This window comes from Pedobacter sp. NEAU-ZC8 (assembly GCF_059278965.1).
Genome location: NZ_JCAJXC010000003.1, coordinates 140,467 through 162,750, shown reverse-complemented (window position 1 = coordinate 162,750; position 22,284 = coordinate 140,467). Strand labels below are relative to the sequence as shown.

Below are 22,284 nucleotides of genomic sequence, written 5' to 3'. Positions count from 1 at the left end.
CTACTGCAGTTTGGGAATGACATGTTTCCCGAAGTCTTCTATAAAAGTTCTTTGATTCTTATTAACGTTATGCAGAATCAAAGTTTCAAATCCCATACTCTTGTAGCTTGTCAAGATTTCAAGGTGCTCTTCCAAGTTGGCAGAAATATGTACAGCTTCATGCATGTCCTCAGGTCTCACATATTTCGCTGCAGCTTCAAACTGCTCAACAGTTGTCAGATCTGACAATAAGGAACTCTCAAAAATATTGGTCTTCCATTGTTCAAAAGCCCCTTGCAAAGCTAGATCGCTATCGGTGTCATAGGAAAGCTGCACTTTTATCGAGATCGGCTTGCCTGCTCCTCCACCGGAACGAAAGGCAGCGACAATCTCCTTTAATTTTTCAATAGGTTTATTAATGGTCACCAAGCCATCAGCCCAGCTACCCAACCATGCGGCGGTTTCAGGCGTGACTGCGGCACCGATAAATTTTGGTTTCACTTTGGGCAGGGTGTATAGTTTTGCCTTTTGCACCTTTATGTGACCAGAATAATCAACAAGCTCACCATTGAGCAATTTTACTATTACATCATGGCATTCTTTAAGACGTTCATTGCGTTGTGCTTTTGCCGGCCAGGGTTCAGCACTGAAGTACTCGTTTATGGCCTCACCGCTTCCCAGGGAAATCGAAAGGCGGTCGGGAAACATCTCCGCTAAAGTTGCTGCTGCCTGTGCAACCATTACCGGATGATATCGTTGACCAGGGGCACACACCATCCCTATAGGTAGTGTTGTTGCTTGCATTGCTGCACCAATCCAGGAAAAGGTGAAGCCACTTTCACCCTGTGCAGAATTCCAGGGCTGGAAGTGATCAGAGCTGTGCAGGGCGCTGAATCCTGCCTTTTCTGCCAGCACAGCAAGTTCTAAAAGTAGCGATGGTGGGAATTGCTCATGCGAAGCATGATATGCGATCTTGAAGTTGTTCATAAGGATGTTTGCTAATTGCCACATTAAAACCCGGATAAGGTGATAATGTTTAGGGATTTAGCATCGAAATGACGTTGAATAACCAGTAGGATATTGAGGTGGATCTTGCAAACAAGGCGTGATTCGAACTGTTATAAGGAAACATCTAAAATCTATCCTATGAATAATGAGCATAAAATTAGCCGCCGCCAGGTTGTCGGCGGCATCGGAGCCGGACTGGCTGCAGTAGCCGTATCGCCGGTGTTTGGCGCGGCCACGAACAATGGTTCCGACACAAGCCAACAGATCCAGGACCCAAGAAACAAGTATCCTAAGCCGCCTTTCAAAGGGCAGTCACAGCCTTGGCCTGGACTCGCCGGCCAAATGGATCCTAAACCTGACCACGGTGAAAACAGTTACAAAGGCTCAGGCCGGTTAAAAGGGCGTAAAGCTTTGATCACCGGTGGTGATTCGGGCATGGGACGCGCTGCGGCTATCGCTTATGCGCGTGAAGGTGCAGATGTAGTCATCAACTATTTGCCTGATGAAGAGCCTGATGCAAGGGAAGTAATTAAGTTGATCACCGCCGCAGGCCGCAAAGGCATTGCCATTCCAGGTGATATACGTGATGAGTCCTTCTGCAGCAGGTTAGTTAACGAAGCGGTGCGTGCACTCGGTGGCTTGGATATTCTGGTCAGCAACGCCGCAAGACAACAGACGCATGAGTCCATTCTGGATATTTCCACGGAACAGTTTGACTGGACGATGAAGACAAACATCTACGCGCCTTTCTGGATCATTAAGGCTGCATTGCCAAACCTGAAGCCTGGGTCTGTAATCATTGGAACAACATCAGAACAGGCTACAGATCCATCTGCAGAGTTGTACGATTATGCACAAACCAAAGCAGCAACCACAAGTTTTGTCAGGTCTTTGGCAAAACAACTTGCCCCGAAAGGTATCCGGGTGAATGGCGTTGCCCCTGGTCCGATCTGGACACCGCTGCAGGTGAGCGGTGGTGCCACTCAGGAAAAGCTAAAGAGCTTTGGTGGTGACACGCCACTTGGCAGGCCCGGCCAACCAGTGGAGCTCGCATCTATATACGTGCAACTTGCAGCAGAAGATGCAAGTTATGCTACTGGCCAGATTTATGGAGCAACCGGTGGTGCGGGACAACCTTAGCAGCATATTAGTTTATCATTCCATACCGGTTTATTGCTAAACCGGTATACAAAATACAAGCCTCCTGTGCTAGCATCATGCTGCGCAGGGCTTGTATAGAGCAGGTTTTCAGGATCAAAGTGAGAAATTTCTATGAAAATGCACAGTTTTCGCGCAGTATGTTGTGTATACAACGTTTTTGTAAAGGCCTATTTTTGTAGTTTGAAACTTTAATCCATGAAAAAAAATTTTAAACGCTTCGCTTATTTACTGCTCTTCGTTGCCGTTTCGGCCAGCTGTAAGAAGGACAAACCTACACCGGATCCAATACCTCAACCAGGTCCCGAGCCCGCACCAGTAGAAACCAACTACGTATCTGCTGCACCTCTTACCAAATTTACAGGTGCAGCCATCCAAAAAATGGCGGCTGATGCTGGGTTCACCAAAAATGCACCACTCTACAAGTACGATGTAGAATATGTTAAACTGGTGTATAAAACAAAGTACAAGGGAAAAGAAGTGAATGCAAGTGGCCTTTTGGGTATACCTAAAAACACGCCTACTGCGCCTTCCATCATTAGTGCACAACATGGTACCTTGTTTGTAGACCAGGCTGCGCCAACCAACATAACCAATAGTATGGAAGCGTTTTCAGGTCTGGAAATGTTAGCCGCTGCGGGTTTTATTACAGCTGTACCTGATTATATTGGTTATGGTGACACTAAAAATGAGCAACACCCTTACTATGATCAGGAATATGCTGCAAGTGCAGTTGTTGACATGCTAACGGCAACAAAAGCCTATTTAGCTAAGGAAAAAATTGCAACAAGCAATAGACTGTTCCTTACTGGGTACTCAGAAGGTGGTTATATCACGATGGCTGCTCAGAAAGAGATTGAATTAAATCCAGCACACGGCTTGACCTTAACGGCAGTTTCGGCCGGTGCAGGTGCGTATGATCTTACTGAAATGCTTAGATTGGTGGCAAATAGGACTACTTACGACGAGCCCGGTTTTCTTGCTACTTTATTAATTTCCTACAACTCTTTATACGAGTGGAACCGTCCTTTGAGCGATTTTTATCAAAAGCAATATGCAGATAAACTTCCAGGTTTATTCGATGGGACAAAAAATAGAAGAGAGATCAACAATGCTTTAGATAAAAGCACTGCAAAGTTATTTAATCCAACCTTTTATGGTAACCTAAAGGTTGCTGGTCAGGAGACTAAGTTGAAAGAAGCTTTGGAAAGAAACAGCTTCAATGATTGGTCACCTAAAACCCAGATACAGTTATTCCACGGCGAAAATGATGAGGCTGTGTTTATAGAGACGTCTAAAATTACGCACGACAGATTCTTGTCTAAGGGTGCTAAAGTTATTTGGACTCCTATCCCGAATCAAACTCATCAAGGAGCTTTCCGCCCAATGATCGAAGGCACACTTGCATGGTTTATCACTCTGGATAAATAATTAATTAAATGAAAAAGCGGCTATTCAGCCGCTTTGTAAATAGGTAAAGTGAACCAGAACTGGCTTCCTTTACCTATTTCGCTTTTAACACCAATTTCGCCTTGGTGCCGTTCCACGATTTCTGCGCTCAGGTACAATCCTATTCCGAATCCTGCAATGTGCTTGGTATTCTCAGCCCGGTAGAAGCGTTCGAACAAACGTTTCGTGTCTTCGACACTGATACCAGAACCTTGATCCGTCACCTTGATGGTGGCTACCCCTCCTTCAGTTTTACAGATTACTTCTATTTTTGAATATACTGGTGAGTATTTAGCCGCATTGCTTAAAAAGTTGCAGATGACGTTACTAATCTTTTCCCGATCTGCATTTACCATAACCTGTTCACAGGGGTGCAAAATGATCTCATGGTTGGCAATCAGTACATGATGTTCTTCAATAACTTCCATAACCAACTCATCTAGATTAAACACTTCTTTTTCCAGGTATATTTTTCCGGATTCCAGCCTGGATAGATTTAAGAACCCATTTACCAGGGCATTCATCTTGTCCAGCTGACGATCTAACTTCTCCAGAATCTTGATTGTAAATGCATCATGATTTACGATGGTATTTCTATGTAGAATCTGGATGTAACCTTTAAAGGACGTAAGCGGTGTCTTTAGCTCATGGCTCACCATGCCGATAAAGTCGTTTTTTCTGATTTCGTCCTTTTTCTGTTCAGTAATATCGAAGCTCACGACCCCCATCTTTATTGGCTCACCCAGATAATTGTACCGTGCTTTTCCGGCAGCCCTGACCCAGTGTTTAGAGCCATCTGGCCATTGAATCGGATACTCGGCATGATAAACAGCATGGTTCTCAATGGCTTCTGTTAATTGTCGCTGTACATAATCTTTAAATTCGGGCGATATTGCGTCGAGCAGGTCTTTGAATGTGAAAGGATCATTGATATCAAGGCCATAGTTCAGCTTACATTGATCTGAGCTACTCAGCTCCATCGTTTTTAAATCCAGATCATAGGAGCCCAATTTGGCAGCATGAAGTGCGATCTCAAAACCTTCCTGAGCTTCTGCAAGTGCAATCCTGTCCCTCACCTCCGCAGTAACATCCTCGATGATCCCACTAAAACGATAAGGTTGCTGATACTCGTTGAATATGGCCTTCCCCTTCGCACGGACAATCCGTGGATGCGTTTGCCGGCGTCCTAAAATAGAGAACTGAATTTCAAACTTCCCATCAGATCCATAGCTTAGCGCTTCATTTACGGCCTTCAATACCCGTTCACGATCTTTTTCTACAATAACCTGCATAGCGTCTGAAAAATCTATCTCATTTAGATTTTGCAGGCCTATCCAGGATCTGAGTCGCTCATTTCCACTGAACTTCATGGATTGCGGGTCTATATCCCAGGTTCCTAGCTGTGCGGCATCTATGGCAAAGTTTAACTGATCCCTGCTATCTGAAAGGCTTTCATTGAGCTTGATGACATGTTCGGTTGATTGCAGTAATTCCTCATTCGCACAGGTAAGTTCTTCAACCGTTGCTTCGAGTTCCTCGTTTGCTGCGGCGAGTTCTTCATTTAACGCCTGTTCGCGGGCTTCTGACTCCCGGATGCTCATCTCGGTATTGTACCTGTCGGTTACGTCCGTAGCTGTATTTAAAACGCAGTAGGTTTCACCCTGCTGGTTTTTTATGGCCTTGTACATAAAGTCGAAGTAGAAAAGCTGAGCGGTACCATCTACCACGAGCGTGGCGGGGAAATTTACAGTTTTGAAGGTTTCTCCGGTGTGCAGTACGTTTCGATAAATCTCCAAAAAGGGTTGATCTTGCAGTTCCGGCAGCGCTTCTTCCATAGTTTTACCAATAACATCCTTGTCTTTCCCCCAAAGATTGATCATAGCATCGTTTGCTGCCTGAATGATCATATCTTCGGAACTATAAATAGCGGTGGCAGTTTCTGAAAGCGAAATTATCTGGAGCACATGGCTACTCGCGTATGCGTTTTGATTACTGAACATTCTTTAGTCTTTATTCCAAAGATAAAAAAAATGAACAATAGACAATTTGTGCCGGGAATGATGATCCACATAGGCTTAAGCCCCGTTCAAAATACTAATCGTTTTCGAGTCAGGTACGCCCAGAAAGAATTTATCCAGAACCTGCTGAAACACAGGGGCAGTCCCGGGAACTTGACTGAACAAGGTCATTGATGATCTTAATTTAAGATCATCAGGGCTACCAAAAATTGCACTGGCATCATTTCCCGCCGAGCTAAGTAACACTTTTGTGATCTCAATTAATCGCATTCCGAGTACAGGATGTTGCAAGTATGCTTCAGCTTCTTTTAGATCTTTGATTGCGTAGTAGCTCGACATAGCACTGAACCCCAATCCACTGATCTGGGGGAAGATGTACCACATCCAGTGGCTTCGTTTATGACCGGCATTGAGCTCTTCAAGCGCAAGGCTGTAGTCCTGCTCCTGGGCATCTAGAAAGCGTTTTAATCCTTCGTTGTTCGACATAGATCAAGTTTAGGTTTACCAGTAAGAATAATCTCCAATTAGGAGAAGTATATGAGGAACCATTATTATTAATGCGGAGCATTATGATCCAGACACTAATGGAAGCCTTGTTCTTTCAAAATAGTTCGACCTCTAGATGTACAACGTAAGGCGCTGTACAAAAGTGTTCATAAGTAGTACATGGAAAAGCTATTTCGGCTGCGGCTATCGTCTGAGAATCCAGGCCTCTGGATTCAATGGTGTTACAACTCTCCAGATCTGGAAATCGAGTTCTGAAACGCCATCTTTAGTAGCAACTGATCCAATCTGTTGTCTGGTGGTTACGGTCTCTCCTTCCTTCACCGTAGGATTTCTTACGTTCTGATAGATGGTGCGGTACTCTCCATGGCTGATTAAAAGCGTATAGGTACCCATTGATGGGATGATTCTGGAAACCTTACCATTGAACACTGCTTGAACAGCGGCTCCTTCCTGCGTGGCTATCTTGATGCCTGTTTGGTCGTACTTTGCCTGCCCTACGGTGTGTATTCCGAAGTGCTCGGTAACCGCGCCCACGTCTAATGGCCATGGCAGTGAGCCGCGATTGCTCTCGAAATCGGCCGACAGCTTGGCTGCACGCGGTGTAGCATTAAGATATTCGGCATTTGTTTTTGTAGCTGTTGCAGGTGCTTCCCGGTTCTCGGCCTTCGCTTTGGCTGCTGCAGCCAGCTCTTCAGCTTCTGCCTTACGCCTTGCGTCTTCAATGTCTTTCAAAATTGCCGCTCTAATGGCCCGATCAAGCGCAGCTTGCTGGCGCTTCCGCGCTGCGATATCACCTGCAAATCTCCGTTCTTCCTTCTTGTACTGATTCAGTACCGCCGCTTGCTGCGATTTATTCTTCCCGAGTTTTTCACGTTCTATTTCCTGCTCTTTAAGCAGTTCGCTTTTTTGTTTCAAACTCTTGTCCAGGTCAGCAAGCTTTACATTAAGATTCTGCTCCGTGCCCATGATGTAGTTTGCCTGCTTCATCCGGTACTTACTGAACTGCTGGAGATACTTAACACGTTTGTAGGCTTGGTTGAAGCCATCGGATGCAAAAATAAACATCATTTTATCATAGGAATTCCTGTTGCGCTGCGCGAACCGGATCATACTGGCGTATTCTGTCTTCAATTGTGCAAGTTGGTCGCGAAGGGAAAGCACCAGGTTTGTGTTTTCATGGATCTGACCGTCCAGATTCTTGATCTCGGTGTTAATTACACCTATCTTATTTTGCATCAAGGCTATTTTAGCATTGATGGCTCGAATTTCTGCTAATGTCAGCTTTCTGCTGGTTGCAGTTTTATTTAAATTACGCTGCAACAACTCAATTTCCCTTTGAAGCGCTTCTTTCTTGCTTCGTAGCTGGCTGCTGCTTTGCGCGAACACTGAAGTTGATAGAAATATTAATATCAGGAGCGCGAATAGTTTGTTGATGTTCATTTATCGAGTAAAGTGGAGCTATATTATTTCTTAAAGATTGGAATTCAAAATGATTTTTCAAGCACTTAAAGCAATAATCTTCACTATAGGTGCTGCGCGATCACGAAACCGCTGGCCCAGGCCCATTGGAAATTATATCCGCCCAGCCATCCGGTGACATCTACACACTCACCTCCGAAGTACAGTCCTGGCACCTTTTTACACTCCAGGCTTTTCGATGAAAGTTCCGCGGTGTCTATACCACCCCGCATCACTTCTGCCTTGTCATAACCCTTGTCTCCTGCTGGTTTAACAACAAACTGATGTATAGTCCGGTGTATTTCAGCAATTTCTACTTTGGTAAGAGCAGCAACAGGTTTATTCAGCGGCAGGTACTTACCAAGGGCCTCCGTCAGCTTTTTGGTATATAACCGGTTCAGCAAGGTAGAAAGCAGGGTTTTCCCTTGTTGATTGCGTTCCTGTTCGATCAGGGTGGTTATATTTTCGTGTGGCAGGAGATTTATATTGATGGTCTGGCCTGGTCGCCAGAAGGAGGAAATTTGCAGGATTGATGGTCCACTAAGTCCCCAATGGGTAAAGAGTATGTTCTCTTCAAAGCTAATTTCTGCATTGCTAACCTCACAAAAAACCGAATTTCCGGCAAGTTGCGCATACCATTCTTCATCCTTCCCAGTGATGGTAAGTGGCACGAGCGCGGGTGCAGTTTCCACCACATTGATCTGGTGCTTTCTGGCAAGACGCAGGGCGAAGTCGGTTGCACCCATTTTTGGGATGGGCAGCCCCCCTGTAGCGATAACCACTTTCGAGGCCCGTAACACATGCGTTGCGGAATGCTGATGATATTCGACTTCAAAACCATCTTCCACCTTGCGAACAGAATCGACCTCCGCATTGCAGCGAATCTCTTGCCCAAGGTCCTGGCACAAATCTACAAACATTGCAACTACATCCTTTGCATTCTTTCCATCCGGAAACAGTTGGCCTAGCGTTTTCTCCTTTCCAGTAATTCCATTTACCTCAAAGAAGCTAATGGTGTCGTAAACGGTCCATTGATTAAAAGCAGATTTGGCAAAATGTTTATTACCGGAGATAAACTGTTCCGTGGAACTTAACAGGTTGGTATAGTTACAGCGTCCACCGCCGGAGATTAAAATTTTAGCGCCTGGTTTAGCACCTTTTTCAAGTATAATCACCTTTTTTCCAAGGTATCCAGCCTGTACAGCGCACATCAATCCACAAGCTCCGGCACCAATTATTATAGCATCTACCTCCATCAATCCGTTTTATATTGTATTTTTGTCTCAAAATTAAGCATTACTTTCATATCGATATGGCAAAACAGATTAGTGATTTAAAATTAGGCATATTGGGCGGCGGCCAGCTTGGCCGGATGATGATCCAGGAGGCGATAAACTATAATGTCACCACGCTTGTACTTGATCCTGATGCAGATGCCCCTTGCAAACACATCTGTAACCACTTTACCCATGGTTCCATATCCGACTATGATTCCGTATACAACTTTGGTAAAAAGGCCGATATCATAACCATTGAGATCGAAAAAGTAAATATTGAAGCCCTCGAGCAACTAGAAAAAGAAGGTAAATTAGTATTCCCACAAGCGAGGGTAATTCGGTTAATTCAGGATAAAGGTGTTCAGAAGCAATTCTTCAAGGAAAACGACATTCCAACTGCACCTTTTCAGCTGGTAAGCAACAAAAAGGAGCTCATCAACCCAAATTTCCCATTCCCTTACATGCTTAAGCAACGCAAAGATGGCTATGATGGTAAAGGCGTAATGAAGATGGAATCTCCTGCTGATATAGATGCAGCGTTTGATAGTCCTTCCTTGATTGAAGAACTTGTGGACTTTGAAAAAGAGGTTGCCATTATTGTTGCTCGGAACAGCGATGGAGAGATGAAGACTTTCCCAATGGTAGAAATGGAGTTCAATGCTGAAGCAAATCTGGTGGAATTCCTGATCAGTCCTTCTACCTATCCAGAAGATTTGCAGCTGAAGGCTGAAAACATAGCTAAAAATGTGGCCTTAGCACTAAACATTACAGGAATTTTAGCTGTCGAGATGTTTATCACTAAAGATGGGGAAATACTTGTCAATGAGCTTGCTCCACGTCCTCATAATAGTGGTCATCATAGCATTGAAGGCAACTTTGTTTCTCAATTTGAACAACATCTGCGTGCTATTTATAATCTTCCTCTAGGCGACACCCGGTCACGAAGCAATGCCGTGATGATTAACCTGCTTGGTGAAAAAGGACATGATGGTGTGGCGGTTTATGAAGGGTTGGAGAAAATTATGGCGCTAGATGGTGTTTATGTCCACCTTTACGGAAAAAAATATACCAAGCCTTTCAGAAAAATGGGGCACGTTACCATAGTAGATCAAAATCGGGAACAAGCAATTGAAAAAGCAAACCTCGTTAAAAACACCTTAAAAGTTATATCCTAATGAGCGCAGTAGTTGGCATTATCATGGGCAGTAAGTCGGATTTAAACATCATGAACGACGCTGCTGAAATCATGAAAGCATTTGATGTGGAATTTGAAATCACCGTTGTATCGGCACACCGTACTCCGGAACGGATGTTTAACTATGCTAAAGAAGCTGCTGGCCGCGGCATCAAGGTAATTATCGCTGGAGCAGGTGGTGCGGCGCACTTGCCAGGTATGGTGGCATCCATTACCACCCTGCCAGTGATCGGTGTACCCGTGAAATCCTCTAATTCTATCGACGGCTGGGATTCCATTCTCTCCATTCTCCAGATGCCAAACGGTATACCGGTGGCTACCGTTGCGCTTAATGCAGCGAAGAACGCCGGATTATTGGCGGTGCAGATCCTCGCTACCGGAAATCCAGAACTTGGAACACGTATGCAGGCCTACAAAGATGAACTTCGCGCAGTCGTAGAAGCATCGGCGGCCGAACTGGAAAACAGCACCAATTAATAAAATAGCATCTGCTGAGAGGGCAGCCCTAATTAAGATTGGGATTTTGCGGGAAATTAACGACATGGGCATATTTGGGGCCCAGGTTTACTATTACATCACGCCAGACTTCCTCTTCATTGCCACTGAACAGAACATCTGCATCGTACTTATCTGAGACTATCCAGGTGTTCTGACTTATTTCTTCCAGCAGTTGGGCCTCGGCCCAGCCAGAATAGCCGATAAAGAACTTCACCTCGTGTTGACTGAGCATATTTCCAGCTAAAAGGACCTTCAGCGTTTCAAAATTACCTCCCCAATAGATTCCTGGTGCGATGAGTTCGCCATCGTTCATCTTTTCATAAGCACGATGAATAAAGTGTATGGTATCATTTGCGACCGGCCCTCCTACATAGATTGGAAAATCTGCGTGTTCGAACTCCGGGATCAGATCACTTAGCATCAAATTACTACGTTGGTTCAGTACGAAGCCTATGCTGGCTTCCGGTGCATGTTCTGCAAGCAAAATTACAGATCGTTTGAAGTTTGGGTCGTTTAGAAATGGTTCAGAAATCAAGAGGCGACCAGTTTCAGGCATTATAGGACTTAACATTTGGCAGGATTAGTGGTAAAATTCAATAAACTATAAGCTAAATTTGTGACTATGGAATTGACAAAAGAATCCCTTCAGAACTTACGCCAGGAATATCGGTCGGCTGTATTGTCAGAGCAAGATATAGACCAAAATCCGGTTGTGCAGTTTAAAATATGGTTTCAGCAGGCACTCGACGCACAGTTGTACGAACCTAATGTGATGACACTCGCTACAGCGACGGCAAACGGTATCCCTTCAGCGCGGATTGTACTATTAAAAGGTTTTGATGAACAAGGCTTTGTTTTCTACACAAATTATGAAAGTCATAAAGGCCGTGAACTCCAGGAGAATCCACGCGCTGCATTGGTGTTCTTCTGGGCGGAGCTGGAACGCCAGGTTCGAATTGAGGGCGAAGTAAGCAAGGTCGCGCCAGAACTTTCTACGGAATACTTTCATTCACGACCACACGGCAGCCAGATCGGCGCAATGGTCTCGCCACAAAGCCAAGTAATCAAAAGCAGAGATGAACTGGAGAACCATATTGTCATTCTGAAAGAAAAGTATGCAGATCAGGTTGTTCCACGACCTGACCATTGGGGCGGCTACGTAGTTAAACCAACCAGCATGGAGTTCTGGCAAGGCCGTCCAAGTAGGCTTCATGACAGAATCCGCTATAAGTTCGTTGATGGCAGCTGGATAATTGATAGATTAGCACCCTAATTTAAGAATATGAACCAAATAGCAGTAATCGGTTCCGGAACTATGGGTAACGGAATAGCACATACTTTTGCCCAGTTCGGATACAAAGTTAACCTCATAGACATCAACCAAACCGCTTTAGATAAGGCTTTAGAAACCATCAACAAGAACCTTGGCCGTCAGGTAATGAAAGGGACGCTTAGTGCTGAAGAAAAAGATAATACACTGACAAGAATCACGACCTACAGTGATCTTCGGTCTGGCGTGGAGCATGCGGATCTGGTTGTAGAAGCCGCTACTGAAAACCTTGAACTTAAATTGAAGATATTCCGCGACTTAGATGCCGCAGCACCTGTGCACGCTATACTAGCGAGTAATACATCTTCCATTTCCATTACGCACATCGCCTCCGTAACTACCCGTGGTGCACAGGTGATCGGTATGCATTTCATGAATCCTGTGCCGGTTATGAAGCTGGTTGAAGTGATCAGAGGTTATGCAACCAGCGATGAAACTACCGCGAAAGTGATGGAGCTATCCACCAAGCTCGGCAAGACACCTGTGGAAGTGAATGACTACCCCGGCTTTGTAGCGAACAGAATTTTGATGCCAATGATCAACGAGGCTGTTTACACGCTCTTCGAGGGCGTAGCAGGCGTTCACGAAATTGATACCGTGATGAAATTGGGTATGGCTCACCCGATGGGCCCGCTGCAGCTCGCAGATTTTATAGGTCTGGACGTTTGTCTGGCTATTCTCCATGTTTTACATGATGGTTTTGGAAATCCGAAATATGCACCATGTCCCCTATTGGTGAATATGGTACGTGCTGGTAAGCTGGGCGTAAAAACCGGCGAGGGCTTTTACAACTATGCTGCAGGTATCAAAGATGCCCCTGTTTCATCTAAATTCTTAAACTAACATTTTTAGCACACCCATTTATTTATGCTAACTTTGCACCATGAATGAACATCTCGATCCATCTTTCGACAACCTGAGCCCAACGGAGCGTGATATCGAGAAAGTGCTTCGTCCCCAGGCTTTCGATGATTTTACCGGACAGGAGAAGATCATGGAAAACCTGAAAATCTTCGTGGCTGCCGCAAAACTGCGCGGAGAACCGCTGGACCACGTGCTCTTGCACGGCCCACCCGGTTTGGGTAAAACCACCTTGTCGCATATTATAGCGAATGAGATGAACGTGGGTATCAAGATTACCTCCGGGCCGGTATTAGACAAACCTGGTGATTTGGCCGGGCTACTCACGAACCTGGAAACGGGTGATGTGCTCTTTATCGATGAGATCCATCGATTGAGTCCGCTCGTTGAGGAGTACCTGTATGCAGCGATGGAAGACTTCAAGATCGATATCATGCTGGAAAGTGGTCCCAATGCAAGATCTGTACAAATCAGCCTGAACCCTTTTACACTGGTTGGTGCTACGACCAGGTCTGGCTTGCTTACCGCACCACTACGTGCCCGCTTCGGAATTAATTCAAGACTCGCCTACTACGATGCAAAGTTATTAACCACGATCGTACAACGTTCCTCCGAGATATTAAAGACCCCAATTACAGATGAAGGTGCCTATGAAATTGCGAGAAGAAGTCGTGGTACGCCCAGAATCGCAAATGCATTGCTAAGAAGAACCCGCGACTTTGCACAAATAAAGGGAAACGGCCAGATTGATACAGACATCGCCCGCTATGCATTAACTGCACTCAACGTCGATGAGCATGGCTTGGATGAAATGGATAATAAAATCCTGCTTACGATTATAGACAAGTTCAAAGGCGGACCAGTGGGACTTAAAACCATTGCAACCGCGGTTGGAGAAGACGAAGGTACAATCGAGGAGGTTTATGAACCGTTTCTAATTCAGGAAGGTTACATTATGCGTACCTCCAGGGGGCGTGAAGTAACTGAAGCCGCCTACAAACACTTAAACAGGCTTTATCACAACCAATCTGGAAGATTATTCTGATCATCAAATTGAATTGAACAAGCTGGATGCTGAGGATATTGCAAACGTGCAAAGCGCATCCTTTTAACTTTTGAAATAACAACAAAGCGGCTTAACCGCTCAAAAGATTCAGAAATTCAAAACGGAAGTTCCTGTTTTCTAAATGGAAACAGGAACTTCTTATATCTACTTGCGATACACAAACCAAAGTATAAACAGGATCACGAGAATAATTGGGATGATCCACTTCAATGTGGGCCCCGCACCTTTATCATTCTTTTCAAATACCGCCTCTTTTGAAGGTCCCGGATCCGATTTATGTTTGTCGTAATCGTGTTCTATTGGCTTTGGATCTGGATTTACATCCTTATTGTTTTGTGGTTCAATATTTTCCATTTTTAGTGTTTTTATGTTTATTAGAACAACAACTTTAAGATTGAAAGGTTTGTGGCCAATACTTTATCTTTGCTGCGATGGAAGTAAATGCCACAACCTATAGCAATTTGATCAAAGCCGAGGCTTTAAGGCTTGGCTTTGGCCAATGTGGTATTTCCAAAGCAGAATTCCTTGAAGAAGAGGCACCTAGGCTGGAAACCTGGCTACAAAAAGGACTGCATGGTACAATGGGCTATATGGAAAATCATTTTGATAAACGCCTCGACCCCCGTTTGCTGGTGGAAGGCGCAAAATCAGTCATTAGCCTGAGTTTAAACTACTATCCCGAAGAAACGCAAACTGATCCTGAAGCACCCAAGCTCTCCAAGTATGCTTATGGCCAGGATTACCACGAGGTGATTAAAAGTAAGCTCAGCAACCTTCTTAACTACATACGAACGGAGATTGGTGAAGTCAGTGGACGCGCCTTTACGGACTCGGCACCGGTGTTGGACCGCGCCTGGGCGAAGAAGTCAGGCCTGGGCTGGGTAGGAAAAAACGGCAATGTCATATCTAAAAAGACAGGCTCTTTCTTTTTCCTTGCGGAATTAATTATTGATCTGGAGCTGGAATACGATCAGAATATCCAAACTGATCATTGTGGAACCTGTACCCGATGCATCGATGCTTGCCCTACAGAGGCCATCATCTCAGCCGCGGTAGTTGATGCTAATAAATGTATCTCCTACTTAACGATCGAACTAAAAGATGAAATCTCCAAACAGTTTCAGGGAAGAATGGAGAATTGGATGTTTGGATGCGATATTTGCCAGGATGTTTGTCCCTGGAACAGATTCTCTGTACCACATACCGTAGCAGAATTTAAGCCTAAACCCGGACTGCTTCAGATGTCTAAAGCGGATTGGGAAGACATCACCCAGGATGTGTTTAGCACCATATTCAAAAACTCTGCAGTCAAACGGACGAAGTATAAAGGCCTCAGCAGGAACATTAATTTCCTGAAGCAAGTTTAAGCGAGTAACATTCTCCGCCTAAGTAAGCCTACTTAAGGTCAGCCAAACTACGAGACGAAAAAAGCAGACTACCCTAAAGGGTTAAGATGTTGTCGCTCTTGTTTTTATCAGGCGTATGTGGCCCCCCAAGCAGAATACGTTTTAATTTTTTACCGGTGTTGACTTCAATGGTCACTTTTGAGGCACCTGTTTCCCAAACCCCAATGCTCCGGTGTACGGTTTCCCTGGTACCATCTTCAAAAGTCAGGTTGAGGTCTATAGGAAGCGGCTTATTGCTTTTGTTCTCAATGGTCACCTCATAGCCATTGGCGCTTTTTGTAGCACCTGCAATGGCCAGGTCAGTCACCCCCTCTTCAAAAAACCAGCGCTTCCAAAACCAATCCAAATTCTTACCGGCACCTTCGTTCATGCTGTAAAAGAAATCGTGCGGCATTGGGTGTTTGCCATGCCAGTTCCTGATGTAATGGTGTAAAGCTTTTGTAAACAGTGGCTCGCCAAGATAGTCACGAATAAACAGGTACCCCATCGCTGGTTTAGGATAGGAATTGGTAAAAGTTCCTGCGCCTTTTAGTTCTGTGGTAAGGGTTACGATCGGGGTATCGTCTTTTCTACCAGAAGTATTGGCAGTTGGCTCTACGCCATAGGTATCAACCATCTTTGGCTCGATCATAGGGCCGATCTCCCATTCGCCGATCGTCGCCCAGCCTTCATCCATCCAGGCGTGTTTAGTCTCATTTGTTCCCATGTAAAAAGGAAACATGGTATGAAAAATTTCATGTACCGTTAAGGTGATGGCATCATCACGCTCCTTTACCGGATTATCATTCACCATCATTGGAAACTCCATCTGATCTAAACCATCGAAGATCGTCTCATGAGGATAAGGATAAGGCCATTTAGGAAATACATGGCTCATTGCATGAACAGTACTGCGGGCAAAATCGACCACCTCGTAGTAGTCTTTATGTTCAGGATTAAACACCGCATCTACCCTGGTGCGTCTTAAAGTGCTGGAATCCACGAGCACGCTGGTAGACTTCCATAGATAATGGTTACTAACTGCAAAGGCAAAGTCGGGTACATACTTTGCCTCAAATTTAAAGGTATTCTGCCCTTTGTTCGTCACAGAAAAGCGCTCCAAATCAGCTTTAGAAATAATGTTTACGACAGAATCCACACGTTCTGCAAGACGTAATCTTTCAGCAACAGGTTTGCTAAACACCTTATCTGCGTTCTTCAAATCACCCGTGGCCCATACGACGTAATTGTCAGGTACTGTAATCTCTGCATTGAAATCGCCAAAGTCATTATAGAACTCTTCCTCCCCGGTATACGGATATTTGTTCCAACCATCGAGGTCATCGTAAACCGCAATTCTCGGGAAAAAGTAGGCTACAAAGTACGCACCTTCGTCTACCTGACCGGTTCGAATATGTGAACCTTTATTCAAGGTGTAATTATATGTTAGTTTAAGGGTCAGGCTTTTACCTGGGTTTAGTGGAGCAATTGCTGCATGCATATTGGTACCCTCTATGACGTAAGCGTCTCTGTTCAACACTTGCTCGCCAATACGAAGATCGGTGATGGAGACGCCCTCATGTTTATCGGATTCGGCAATGCGGGATTTTCCAACTACACCCTTCTTGTATAGATTGGGGTATAACTTAAACCAGAGTTGCTTCAGCGTGTCCGGACTGTTGTTGTGGTACTTGATCTCTACTTGTCCACTAACCAGGCGACTGGATGGCTCAAACTTCAATTTAAGCGCATAGTCCGCATGGTTCTGCCAGTAATTTTTTCCGGGCCTTCCTGTAATAGCTCTGGTACCCTTTTGATAGGCCTTTTCAACTTCAGGAGGTACTGGCAGCCCCTGCTGAGCAGTGGCCGCACTAAAACAAAGGCCTAAAACAAGGGCCAGGAAAGCATTCTTCATGAAGTACGGGATCTATTTACCAAATTTCATCTTCAACTGCTCTAACATATCTGTCGTGATATCTTTAGCAGGCTTGCTATTTGCCTGCTTGAAGCTCGGACGGTTAGCAGGAACCGGGTTCTTTTGTACAGGCTTTACCTCAACTGGAGCAGCGGACTGCTCAATGCCAGTTTCCGGGCCTGCCTTTTGTGCTTGCAAACTTGCTTGCTGTGCTTGTTTAGCCGCTTTAGCTTCGTCTTTTTTCTTGTTCCAACGCAACCAGATCTCATCCAGCTTCTTTTTGGTATATAAAGGGAAATCCCCCTGTTTCATCCAGGCGTAATAACTCGGTTCAATGTCGAACACCTGCTCACAGCATTTGCCCTTATGTTTACCGAAGTTGAAGGTCTCCTGATTGTCTTCATTATATACAAGACGTCCGGCAAAGTCGACCGGTTTATTCATATTGGTAAACAGATGAAGCGCATCTACATCGTTCTGCACAGGCTTACTGATGTTACCCTGTTTATCCTCAAAATCGATGTCTTTATAACGCTCCAATTGCGCCAAAAGAACATGATATGTTGCTGTTATATCCGCCTCTGCAGAGTGTGCATTTACAATGTCTTTATCGCAGTAAAATTTGTATGCTGCTCTAAGCGTACGTTGCTCCATCTGGTGAAAGATATTCTGCACATCAACGAACTTACGGTCAGACATGTCGAAATCCACGCCAACACGAAGAAATTCTTCAAGCAGTACCGGAATATCGAAACGGTTGGAATTGTAGCCCGCAAGATCAGCGTCGCCAATAAAGTCTGCAAGCTCCTGAGCCACCATCCTAAAGGTCGGGGCATCCTTTATATGTTCATCATAAATACCATGAATTAGCGATGATGCCAGTGGAATTGGCATCTCCGGATTAATGCGCATGCTTTTTACGATTTCAGTACCATCAGGCATAGCCTTAAGAATGGCGATTTCAACGATCCTGTCAGAGGCTACATTTACACCAGTTGTCTCAAGGTCAAAAAATGCAAGTGGGCGTTTTAAGTTTAATTTCATTATAGTCTATTCTATCTTTTCAGCGCGGTTTACGCAGCTGTTTAAATCAAAAGTCGTAAAAATCATCCGCTTATTTCAATTTATTTGATATGCATCGGATTTCATTTATCTTCGGCCATCTAATGCTCATTTATGTATAAACGCTTCAAGATAGTAGCACTTCTACTATTGACCTTCAGCGCTGCCCAGGCGCAAAACTTCGAATACGGCAAACACAAACCTTCAGATTTTTTAGCTACTAAAGCAACCGTCGACAGTACTGCAGATGCAGAAGTCATCCGCGAGTTCGGCAGTGGACGAATCCAGATTGATGATGCCACTGGAAACCTTTATGTCGACTTTACTTATCACGTCAAAATTAAGATTTTCAATGCAGAAGGCTTTAAACAAGGGAACGTCGAAATTCCACTTCGCATCTACAACAGTGCTGCAGATGAGATCCGGGATATCCAAGCAACAACTTACTACCATGACAACGGGACGATCCGCGGAAACGAACTCGATCCAAAACAGGTGTTTACGGAGAATCAAACCCGGTTTTTGAAGCTTGTCAAGTTTACCATGCCTAACCTCAAGCCGGGCAGCGTGATAGAATATGCCTACAAGATCAGGCGCCAAAGCATTTTCAACTTCTCCTCCTGGGACTTTCAAAGTGAGATTCCTAAGCAGCACAGCGAATTTGTGGCATTCATTCCTGCAAACTACAACTTCAACGTCTCGCTTAAAGGACCGCGTGGCCTAAGTTCACAGAATGGCGTGGTGGAAAGAGAATGTCTTAGAATAGCAGGCAATGCGATGGATTGTTCAAAAATGACCTACATCATGAAGGACGTTGCAGCGTTCAAAGAAGAAGCCTACATGACGGCGGCATCGAACTTCAAATCAACCATCAACTTTGAGTTGTCTGATGTACAGCACCTGCGCGGTGGCAAATCGAACATTACCAAAACCTGGAAAGATGTTGATTATGAGCTCACAACAGAACGTAAGTTCGGCGGGCAGATGAAACAAAAAGACCTGTTCAGCAGTAAAATGCCAGAGATCCTGAAGAACACCACGGATTCGCTAAGCAAAGCCAAAGCTGTTTTCGCCTACATCAAAGAACAGATCAAATGGAACAACTATCTGGGGAAATATAGCGACAAGGATGTTAAGAAAGCACTGGAAACACATTCTGGTAACATTGGCGACATTAACCTGGGGCTTATTGCGGCGCTAAACGCCGCAGGCTTTAGCCCAGACGCGCTGATCCTCTCTACCCGTCAAAATGGTATCGTTAACAACTTGTATCCAGTAATTACCGAGTTCGACTACGTGATCGCCAAGCTCGACATCGCTGGAAAAACATACCTTTTAGACGCTTCAGAGCCCCTACTGCCTTTTGGCCTGCTTCCTCTGCGTTGTCTGAACGGCAAGGGTCGTGTGCTGAACTTCAAGAAACCCTCGTACTGGTATGATGTCACTGCAAGCCAGAAAGATGCTGTGAAGTATAACTTTGTAGCAACGCTGGAGGTCGACGGTAAAATCAAAGGCACTCTTTACACGTTTTCAAGTGGCTATAACGCCTTCCGTAAACGGGAACGAATCGCTGAAGCAGGATCAGTGGAGGCTTTCGTACAACAGCTAGACGATCAAAACCCCTCTTTCAGCATTACCAAACATGAGGTTTTTAATGTCGACAGCCTGGACAGAATACTCGAAGAACGTTACGAAGTAACCATGGAACGGTTCGAAGGAACCGATTACGATAAGCTTTTCTTCAATCCCAACTTCCTGAACCGGATTGGCACCAACCCTTTCAACTTAAATGAACGTAGCTATCCTGTCGATATGGGCAGCGCAACGGAAACGCGTGTTAGCATGATATTAAACCTGCCGCAGAACTTTGTCCTTGCAGAAGCGGCTAAAGATATGGGGCTTGGACTGCCGGAAAACGGAGGCCGGTACCAGACACAAACCAAACTGGAGGATAAGGTCCTAGGTTTTAGTGCTTTATTCCAGCTTAACAAACCGGTATATCGCCCGGAAGAGTATCTTTCACTTAAAGAATTCTACAGTAAGATCATCCAGCAACAAAAAATTGATTTGATCCTTCAGAAGTCCAAATAATGCGCAAAATAGCCATCTTGGTGATGTTGATCACCTTACCTGCAATCGCCTGCATTGCACAAACGTTTTACCGGGCGGCCGATATCCCCCAAGCGCTCAAGGCAGGCGCGAGTGCTGTGATCCGGAATAAAGAAACCAATGTAACCATGTTGAGCTCCGATAACGTCATTTACACCGTTACACAAGCGATCACGGTGCTCAATAAAGGCGGTGCTGACTATGCAGACCTGGTATTACCCTACAACAAGATTACGCAGATAAAGACTGCGCGTGGTTATATCCTGGACGCACAAGGGAATCAAACAGCGAAATTTGCGCTCAACAACTTCATCGACCAGAGTGCGGTGAGTAATTTCTCATTGTATGAAGATGATCGGCTCAAGTATTATACGCCGGTAATTACCTCCTATCCCTTCACCATCGTCTATGAGTATGAGGTACGAACCAAGCAGAACCTGATCATCCAGGACTGGTATGCAAATCCATATCCCGAGCTAGCCGTAGAGAAAAGTACATATACGTTCAGCTACAATCCCCTGGAAAAAGTCCGTGTAAAAGCATATAACTACAGCGGGAAAGTAGCCGAAAATCAAACCGACAAGCTACATAGCCTGACCTGGTCTGTCGAAAATATGGCTGCCTTCAAACAGGAACCCTACGCGCCTTCTGCAGATGATTACCGGACTTACGTCAAGATTGTGCCTGAACAATTCAGCTACTATCGTACAAAAGGGAAGTTCAGTAACTGGGAAGAGCTTGGTCAATGGATCTTCACAGATTTGATCAAAACGAGACAAAATCTGGACCCTAGTACAGTAGCGGAAATGAAATCCCTGGTGCAAGGGCTCAGTTCAGACCGGGAAAAGGCAAAACGCATCTACGAATATATGCAGCGCAAAACCCGCTATATCAGTGTACAAATCGGTATTGGGGGCTTTCAGCCGATGCTTGCCAGCGATGTTGATCGCCTGGGTTATGGCGACTGTAAAGCGCTGGTGAGCTACATGCAGACTTTGCTGGCAGCTGTTGACATTCCATCCTACTATTGCGTGGTTTATGCAGGCAGATTCAAACAAAACATGGATCCAACATTTGCAAGTATGAATCAGGGTAACCACGTCATCCTTGCAGTTCCACTAGGTAAAGATACCACATGGCTGGAATGCACAAACCAGAATGTACCCTTTGGGTTCCTGGGTGATTTCACCGACGACCGCCTGGTACTTGCATGTACAGAAAATGGCGGTAAGCTGCTTCGAACACCTGTGCTTAGTTCAGCCATGAATGAGACTAAACGTAAAGCCATTTTAACAGTCGATCAATCCGGCAATATTACGGGAACCATCCAGACCACCTTCAAAGGTGCTCAGTATGATACACATGAGGATATCATCAGAAAGCCGCTAAACGAGCAAATCAAAGCGCTGAGTAGCTTTTATGATGTCGACAACATGAATTTCAATCAGCTGCGTCTCAGCCAGGACAAAAGTGAGCTGCCCATTACCACAGAGGAGTTAAACATTCGAATTGCTTCCTATGTGCCGAAGAATCAGCAAAGCGCCTATTTACTACCAAATGCTTTCAACAGGTTATCTAGTACCAGAACAGTAGCCAATAGAAAGTTACCGGTATACATCAACCGGGGGTATACAGATGAAGACGAAATCGTGTACCAGTTGCCAGCTGGTTACGAAGTAGACTACCAACCGAAAGATCTGGACCTGAAGAACCAGTTCGGCAGCTTCGTGTCCAGGATCAGCAAGAAAGGTGCGGAACTCGTCTATTACAGGAAGCTCGTTCTAAACAGTGGCAGCCATGCTGCAGCAGATTATACTGCTTTCGCTGAATTTATGAACCAGGTTGCGACATCCGACCGTTCGAAAGTGATATTTAAGACCAACTAACTCAATAAGATTATTCCAGCGGCAATCGCGACGATCATAAGCACATACATGAGGATCTCGGTTGCTGCAAACTTCTTTTTCGAGGTCCAAAAGTTGTCTTCTTCTTTAGGCTTTAATCCCATA

Annotated in this window: 20 protein-coding genes; 10 read left to right on the top strand and 10 right to left on the bottom strand. The window is 44.9% G+C overall.

The genetic code is table 11. The features are described from left to right. Complete coding sequence (locus AC5WJX_RS03910; RefSeq protein WP_494483435.1) at positions 1–966, bottom strand: TIGR03885 family FMN-dependent LLM class oxidoreductase; 966 nt, start codon at positions 964–966, stop codon at positions 1–3. Positions 967–1,125: 159 nt separating this feature from the next. Between AC5WJX_RS03910 and AC5WJX_RS03905 the strand changes: the two genes are divergently transcribed. Both AC5WJX_RS03905 and AC5WJX_RS03900 read left to right on the top strand, forming a co-directional pair. Then, positions 1,126–2,127, top strand: a complete 1,002-nt coding sequence (locus tag AC5WJX_RS03905) for an SDR family oxidoreductase (protein WP_494483434.1) — start codon at positions 1,126–1,128, stop codon at positions 2,125–2,127. Between the two features lie 216 nt (positions 2,128–2,343). Further along, positions 2,344–3,576 (top strand): alpha/beta hydrolase family protein, encoded by a 1,233-nt coding sequence (locus tag AC5WJX_RS03900; RefSeq protein ID WP_494483433.1) that lies wholly within the window; start codon positions 2,344–2,346, stop codon positions 3,574–3,576. 20 nt (positions 3,577–3,596) lie between these two features. On the opposite strand, the gene AC5WJX_RS03895 is transcribed toward AC5WJX_RS03900, so the two are convergent. The 4 genes from AC5WJX_RS03895 to AC5WJX_RS03880 form a co-directional block, all read right to left on the bottom strand. Beyond that, on the bottom strand, positions 3,597–5,594 hold the full coding sequence (locus AC5WJX_RS03895; RefSeq protein WP_494483432.1) for an ATP-binding protein: 1,998 nt from the start codon (positions 5,592–5,594) through the stop codon (positions 3,597–3,599). Between the two features lie 75 nt (positions 5,595–5,669). Then, entirely contained in the window at positions 5,670–6,098 is a 429-nt protein-coding gene (locus AC5WJX_RS03890) for a DUF1810 domain-containing protein (RefSeq protein WP_494483431.1), read from the bottom strand. Positions 6,099–6,302: 204 nt separating this feature from the next. After that, positions 6,303–7,559: a murein hydrolase activator EnvC family protein gene (locus AC5WJX_RS03885; RefSeq protein ID WP_494483430.1), complete on the bottom strand. Its 1,257-nt coding sequence runs from the start codon at positions 7,557–7,559 to the stop codon at positions 6,303–6,305. Between the two features lie 83 nt (positions 7,560–7,642). Continuing rightward, entirely contained in the window at positions 7,643–8,833 is a 1,191-nt protein-coding gene (locus AC5WJX_RS03880) for a BaiN/RdsA family NAD(P)/FAD-dependent oxidoreductase (protein ID WP_494483429.1), read from the bottom strand. 56 nt (positions 8,834–8,889) lie between these two features. On the opposite strand from AC5WJX_RS03880, the gene AC5WJX_RS03875 reads away from it, so the two are divergent. Further along, entirely contained in the window at positions 8,890–10,029 is a 1,140-nt protein-coding gene (locus tag AC5WJX_RS03875) for a 5-(carboxyamino)imidazole ribonucleotide synthase (RefSeq protein ID WP_494483428.1), read from the top strand. After that, positions 10,029–10,526 (top strand): 5-(carboxyamino)imidazole ribonucleotide mutase, encoded by a 498-nt coding sequence (gene purE, locus AC5WJX_RS03870; RefSeq protein ID WP_494483427.1) that lies wholly within the window; start codon positions 10,029–10,031, stop codon positions 10,524–10,526. Before AC5WJX_RS03875 ends, purE begins: the two co-directional genes overlap by 1 nt. A 28-nt stretch (positions 10,527–10,554) precedes the next feature. Here the strand turns inward: purE and AC5WJX_RS03865 are convergent, their stop codons facing one another. Next, entirely contained in the window at positions 10,555–11,118 is a 564-nt protein-coding gene (locus AC5WJX_RS03865; protein ID WP_440429354.1) for a YqgE/AlgH family protein, read from the bottom strand. A gap of 51 nt (positions 11,119–11,169) precedes the next feature. Between AC5WJX_RS03865 and pdxH the strand changes: the two genes are divergently transcribed. The 3 genes from pdxH to ruvB are packed head-to-tail and all read left to right on the top strand — an operon-like array spanning position 11,170 to position 13,783. After that, on the top strand, positions 11,170–11,820 hold the full coding sequence (gene pdxH, locus AC5WJX_RS03860; RefSeq protein ID WP_440429352.1) for a pyridoxamine 5'-phosphate oxidase: 651 nt from the start codon (positions 11,170–11,172) through the stop codon (positions 11,818–11,820). A 9-nt stretch (positions 11,821–11,829) separates the two neighbouring features. Beyond that, a complete protein-coding gene (locus tag AC5WJX_RS03855) occupies positions 11,830–12,720 on the top strand; it encodes a 3-hydroxyacyl-CoA dehydrogenase family protein (protein WP_494483426.1) in 891 nt (296 codons plus the stop codon). A gap of 40 nt (positions 12,721–12,760) precedes the next feature. Beyond that, the gene (ruvB, locus tag AC5WJX_RS03850) at positions 12,761–13,783 is read left to right on the top strand and encodes a Holliday junction branch migration DNA helicase RuvB (protein WP_440429348.1); all 1,023 of its coding nucleotides are present in this window, start codon (positions 12,761–12,763) and stop codon (positions 13,781–13,783) included. 165 nt (positions 13,784–13,948) lie between these two features. On the opposite strand, the gene AC5WJX_RS03845 is transcribed toward ruvB, so the two are convergent. Beyond that, positions 13,949–14,158, bottom strand: a complete 210-nt coding sequence (locus AC5WJX_RS03845; protein ID WP_440429346.1) for a hypothetical protein — start codon at positions 14,156–14,158, stop codon at positions 13,949–13,951. A 77-nt stretch (positions 14,159–14,235) separates the two neighbouring features. On the opposite strand from AC5WJX_RS03845, the gene queG reads away from it, so the two are divergent. Beyond that, the gene (queG, locus tag AC5WJX_RS03840; protein WP_494483425.1) at positions 14,236–15,171 is read left to right on the top strand and encodes a tRNA epoxyqueuosine(34) reductase QueG; all 936 of its coding nucleotides are present in this window, start codon (positions 14,236–14,238) and stop codon (positions 15,169–15,171) included. A 73-nt stretch (positions 15,172–15,244) separates the two neighbouring features. On the opposite strand, the gene AC5WJX_RS03835 is transcribed toward queG, so the two are convergent. Next, a complete protein-coding gene (locus AC5WJX_RS03835; RefSeq protein WP_494483424.1) occupies positions 15,245–17,104 on the bottom strand; it encodes a M1 family metallopeptidase in 1,860 nt (619 codons plus the stop codon). Between the two features lie 12 nt (positions 17,105–17,116). Continuing rightward, positions 17,117–18,148: an exonuclease domain-containing protein gene (locus tag AC5WJX_RS03830; RefSeq protein ID WP_494483423.1), complete on the bottom strand. Its 1,032-nt coding sequence runs from the start codon at positions 18,146–18,148 to the stop codon at positions 17,117–17,119. 132 nt (positions 18,149–18,280) lie between these two features. Here AC5WJX_RS03830 and AC5WJX_RS03825 point away from each other — a divergent pair, with 132 nt between their 5' ends. Together AC5WJX_RS03825 and AC5WJX_RS03820 are read left to right on the top strand one after the other, a co-directional pair. Then, entirely contained in the window at positions 18,281–20,257 is a 1,977-nt protein-coding gene (locus AC5WJX_RS03825) for a DUF3857 domain-containing protein (RefSeq protein WP_494483422.1), read from the top strand. Beyond that, positions 20,257–22,161, top strand: coding sequence for a DUF3858 domain-containing protein (locus AC5WJX_RS03820; protein WP_494483421.1), 1,905 nt, complete (start codon positions 20,257–20,259; stop codon positions 22,159–22,161). Before AC5WJX_RS03825 ends, AC5WJX_RS03820 begins: the two co-directional genes overlap by 1 nt. Here AC5WJX_RS03820 and AC5WJX_RS03815 read toward each other — a convergent pair. Further along, positions 22,158–22,283: a hypothetical protein gene (locus AC5WJX_RS03815; protein WP_440429340.1), complete on the bottom strand. Its 126-nt coding sequence runs from the start codon at positions 22,281–22,283 to the stop codon at positions 22,158–22,160. The genes AC5WJX_RS03820 and AC5WJX_RS03815 overlap by 4 nt on opposite strands. Between the last annotated feature and the right edge of the window lies 1 nt (position 22,284).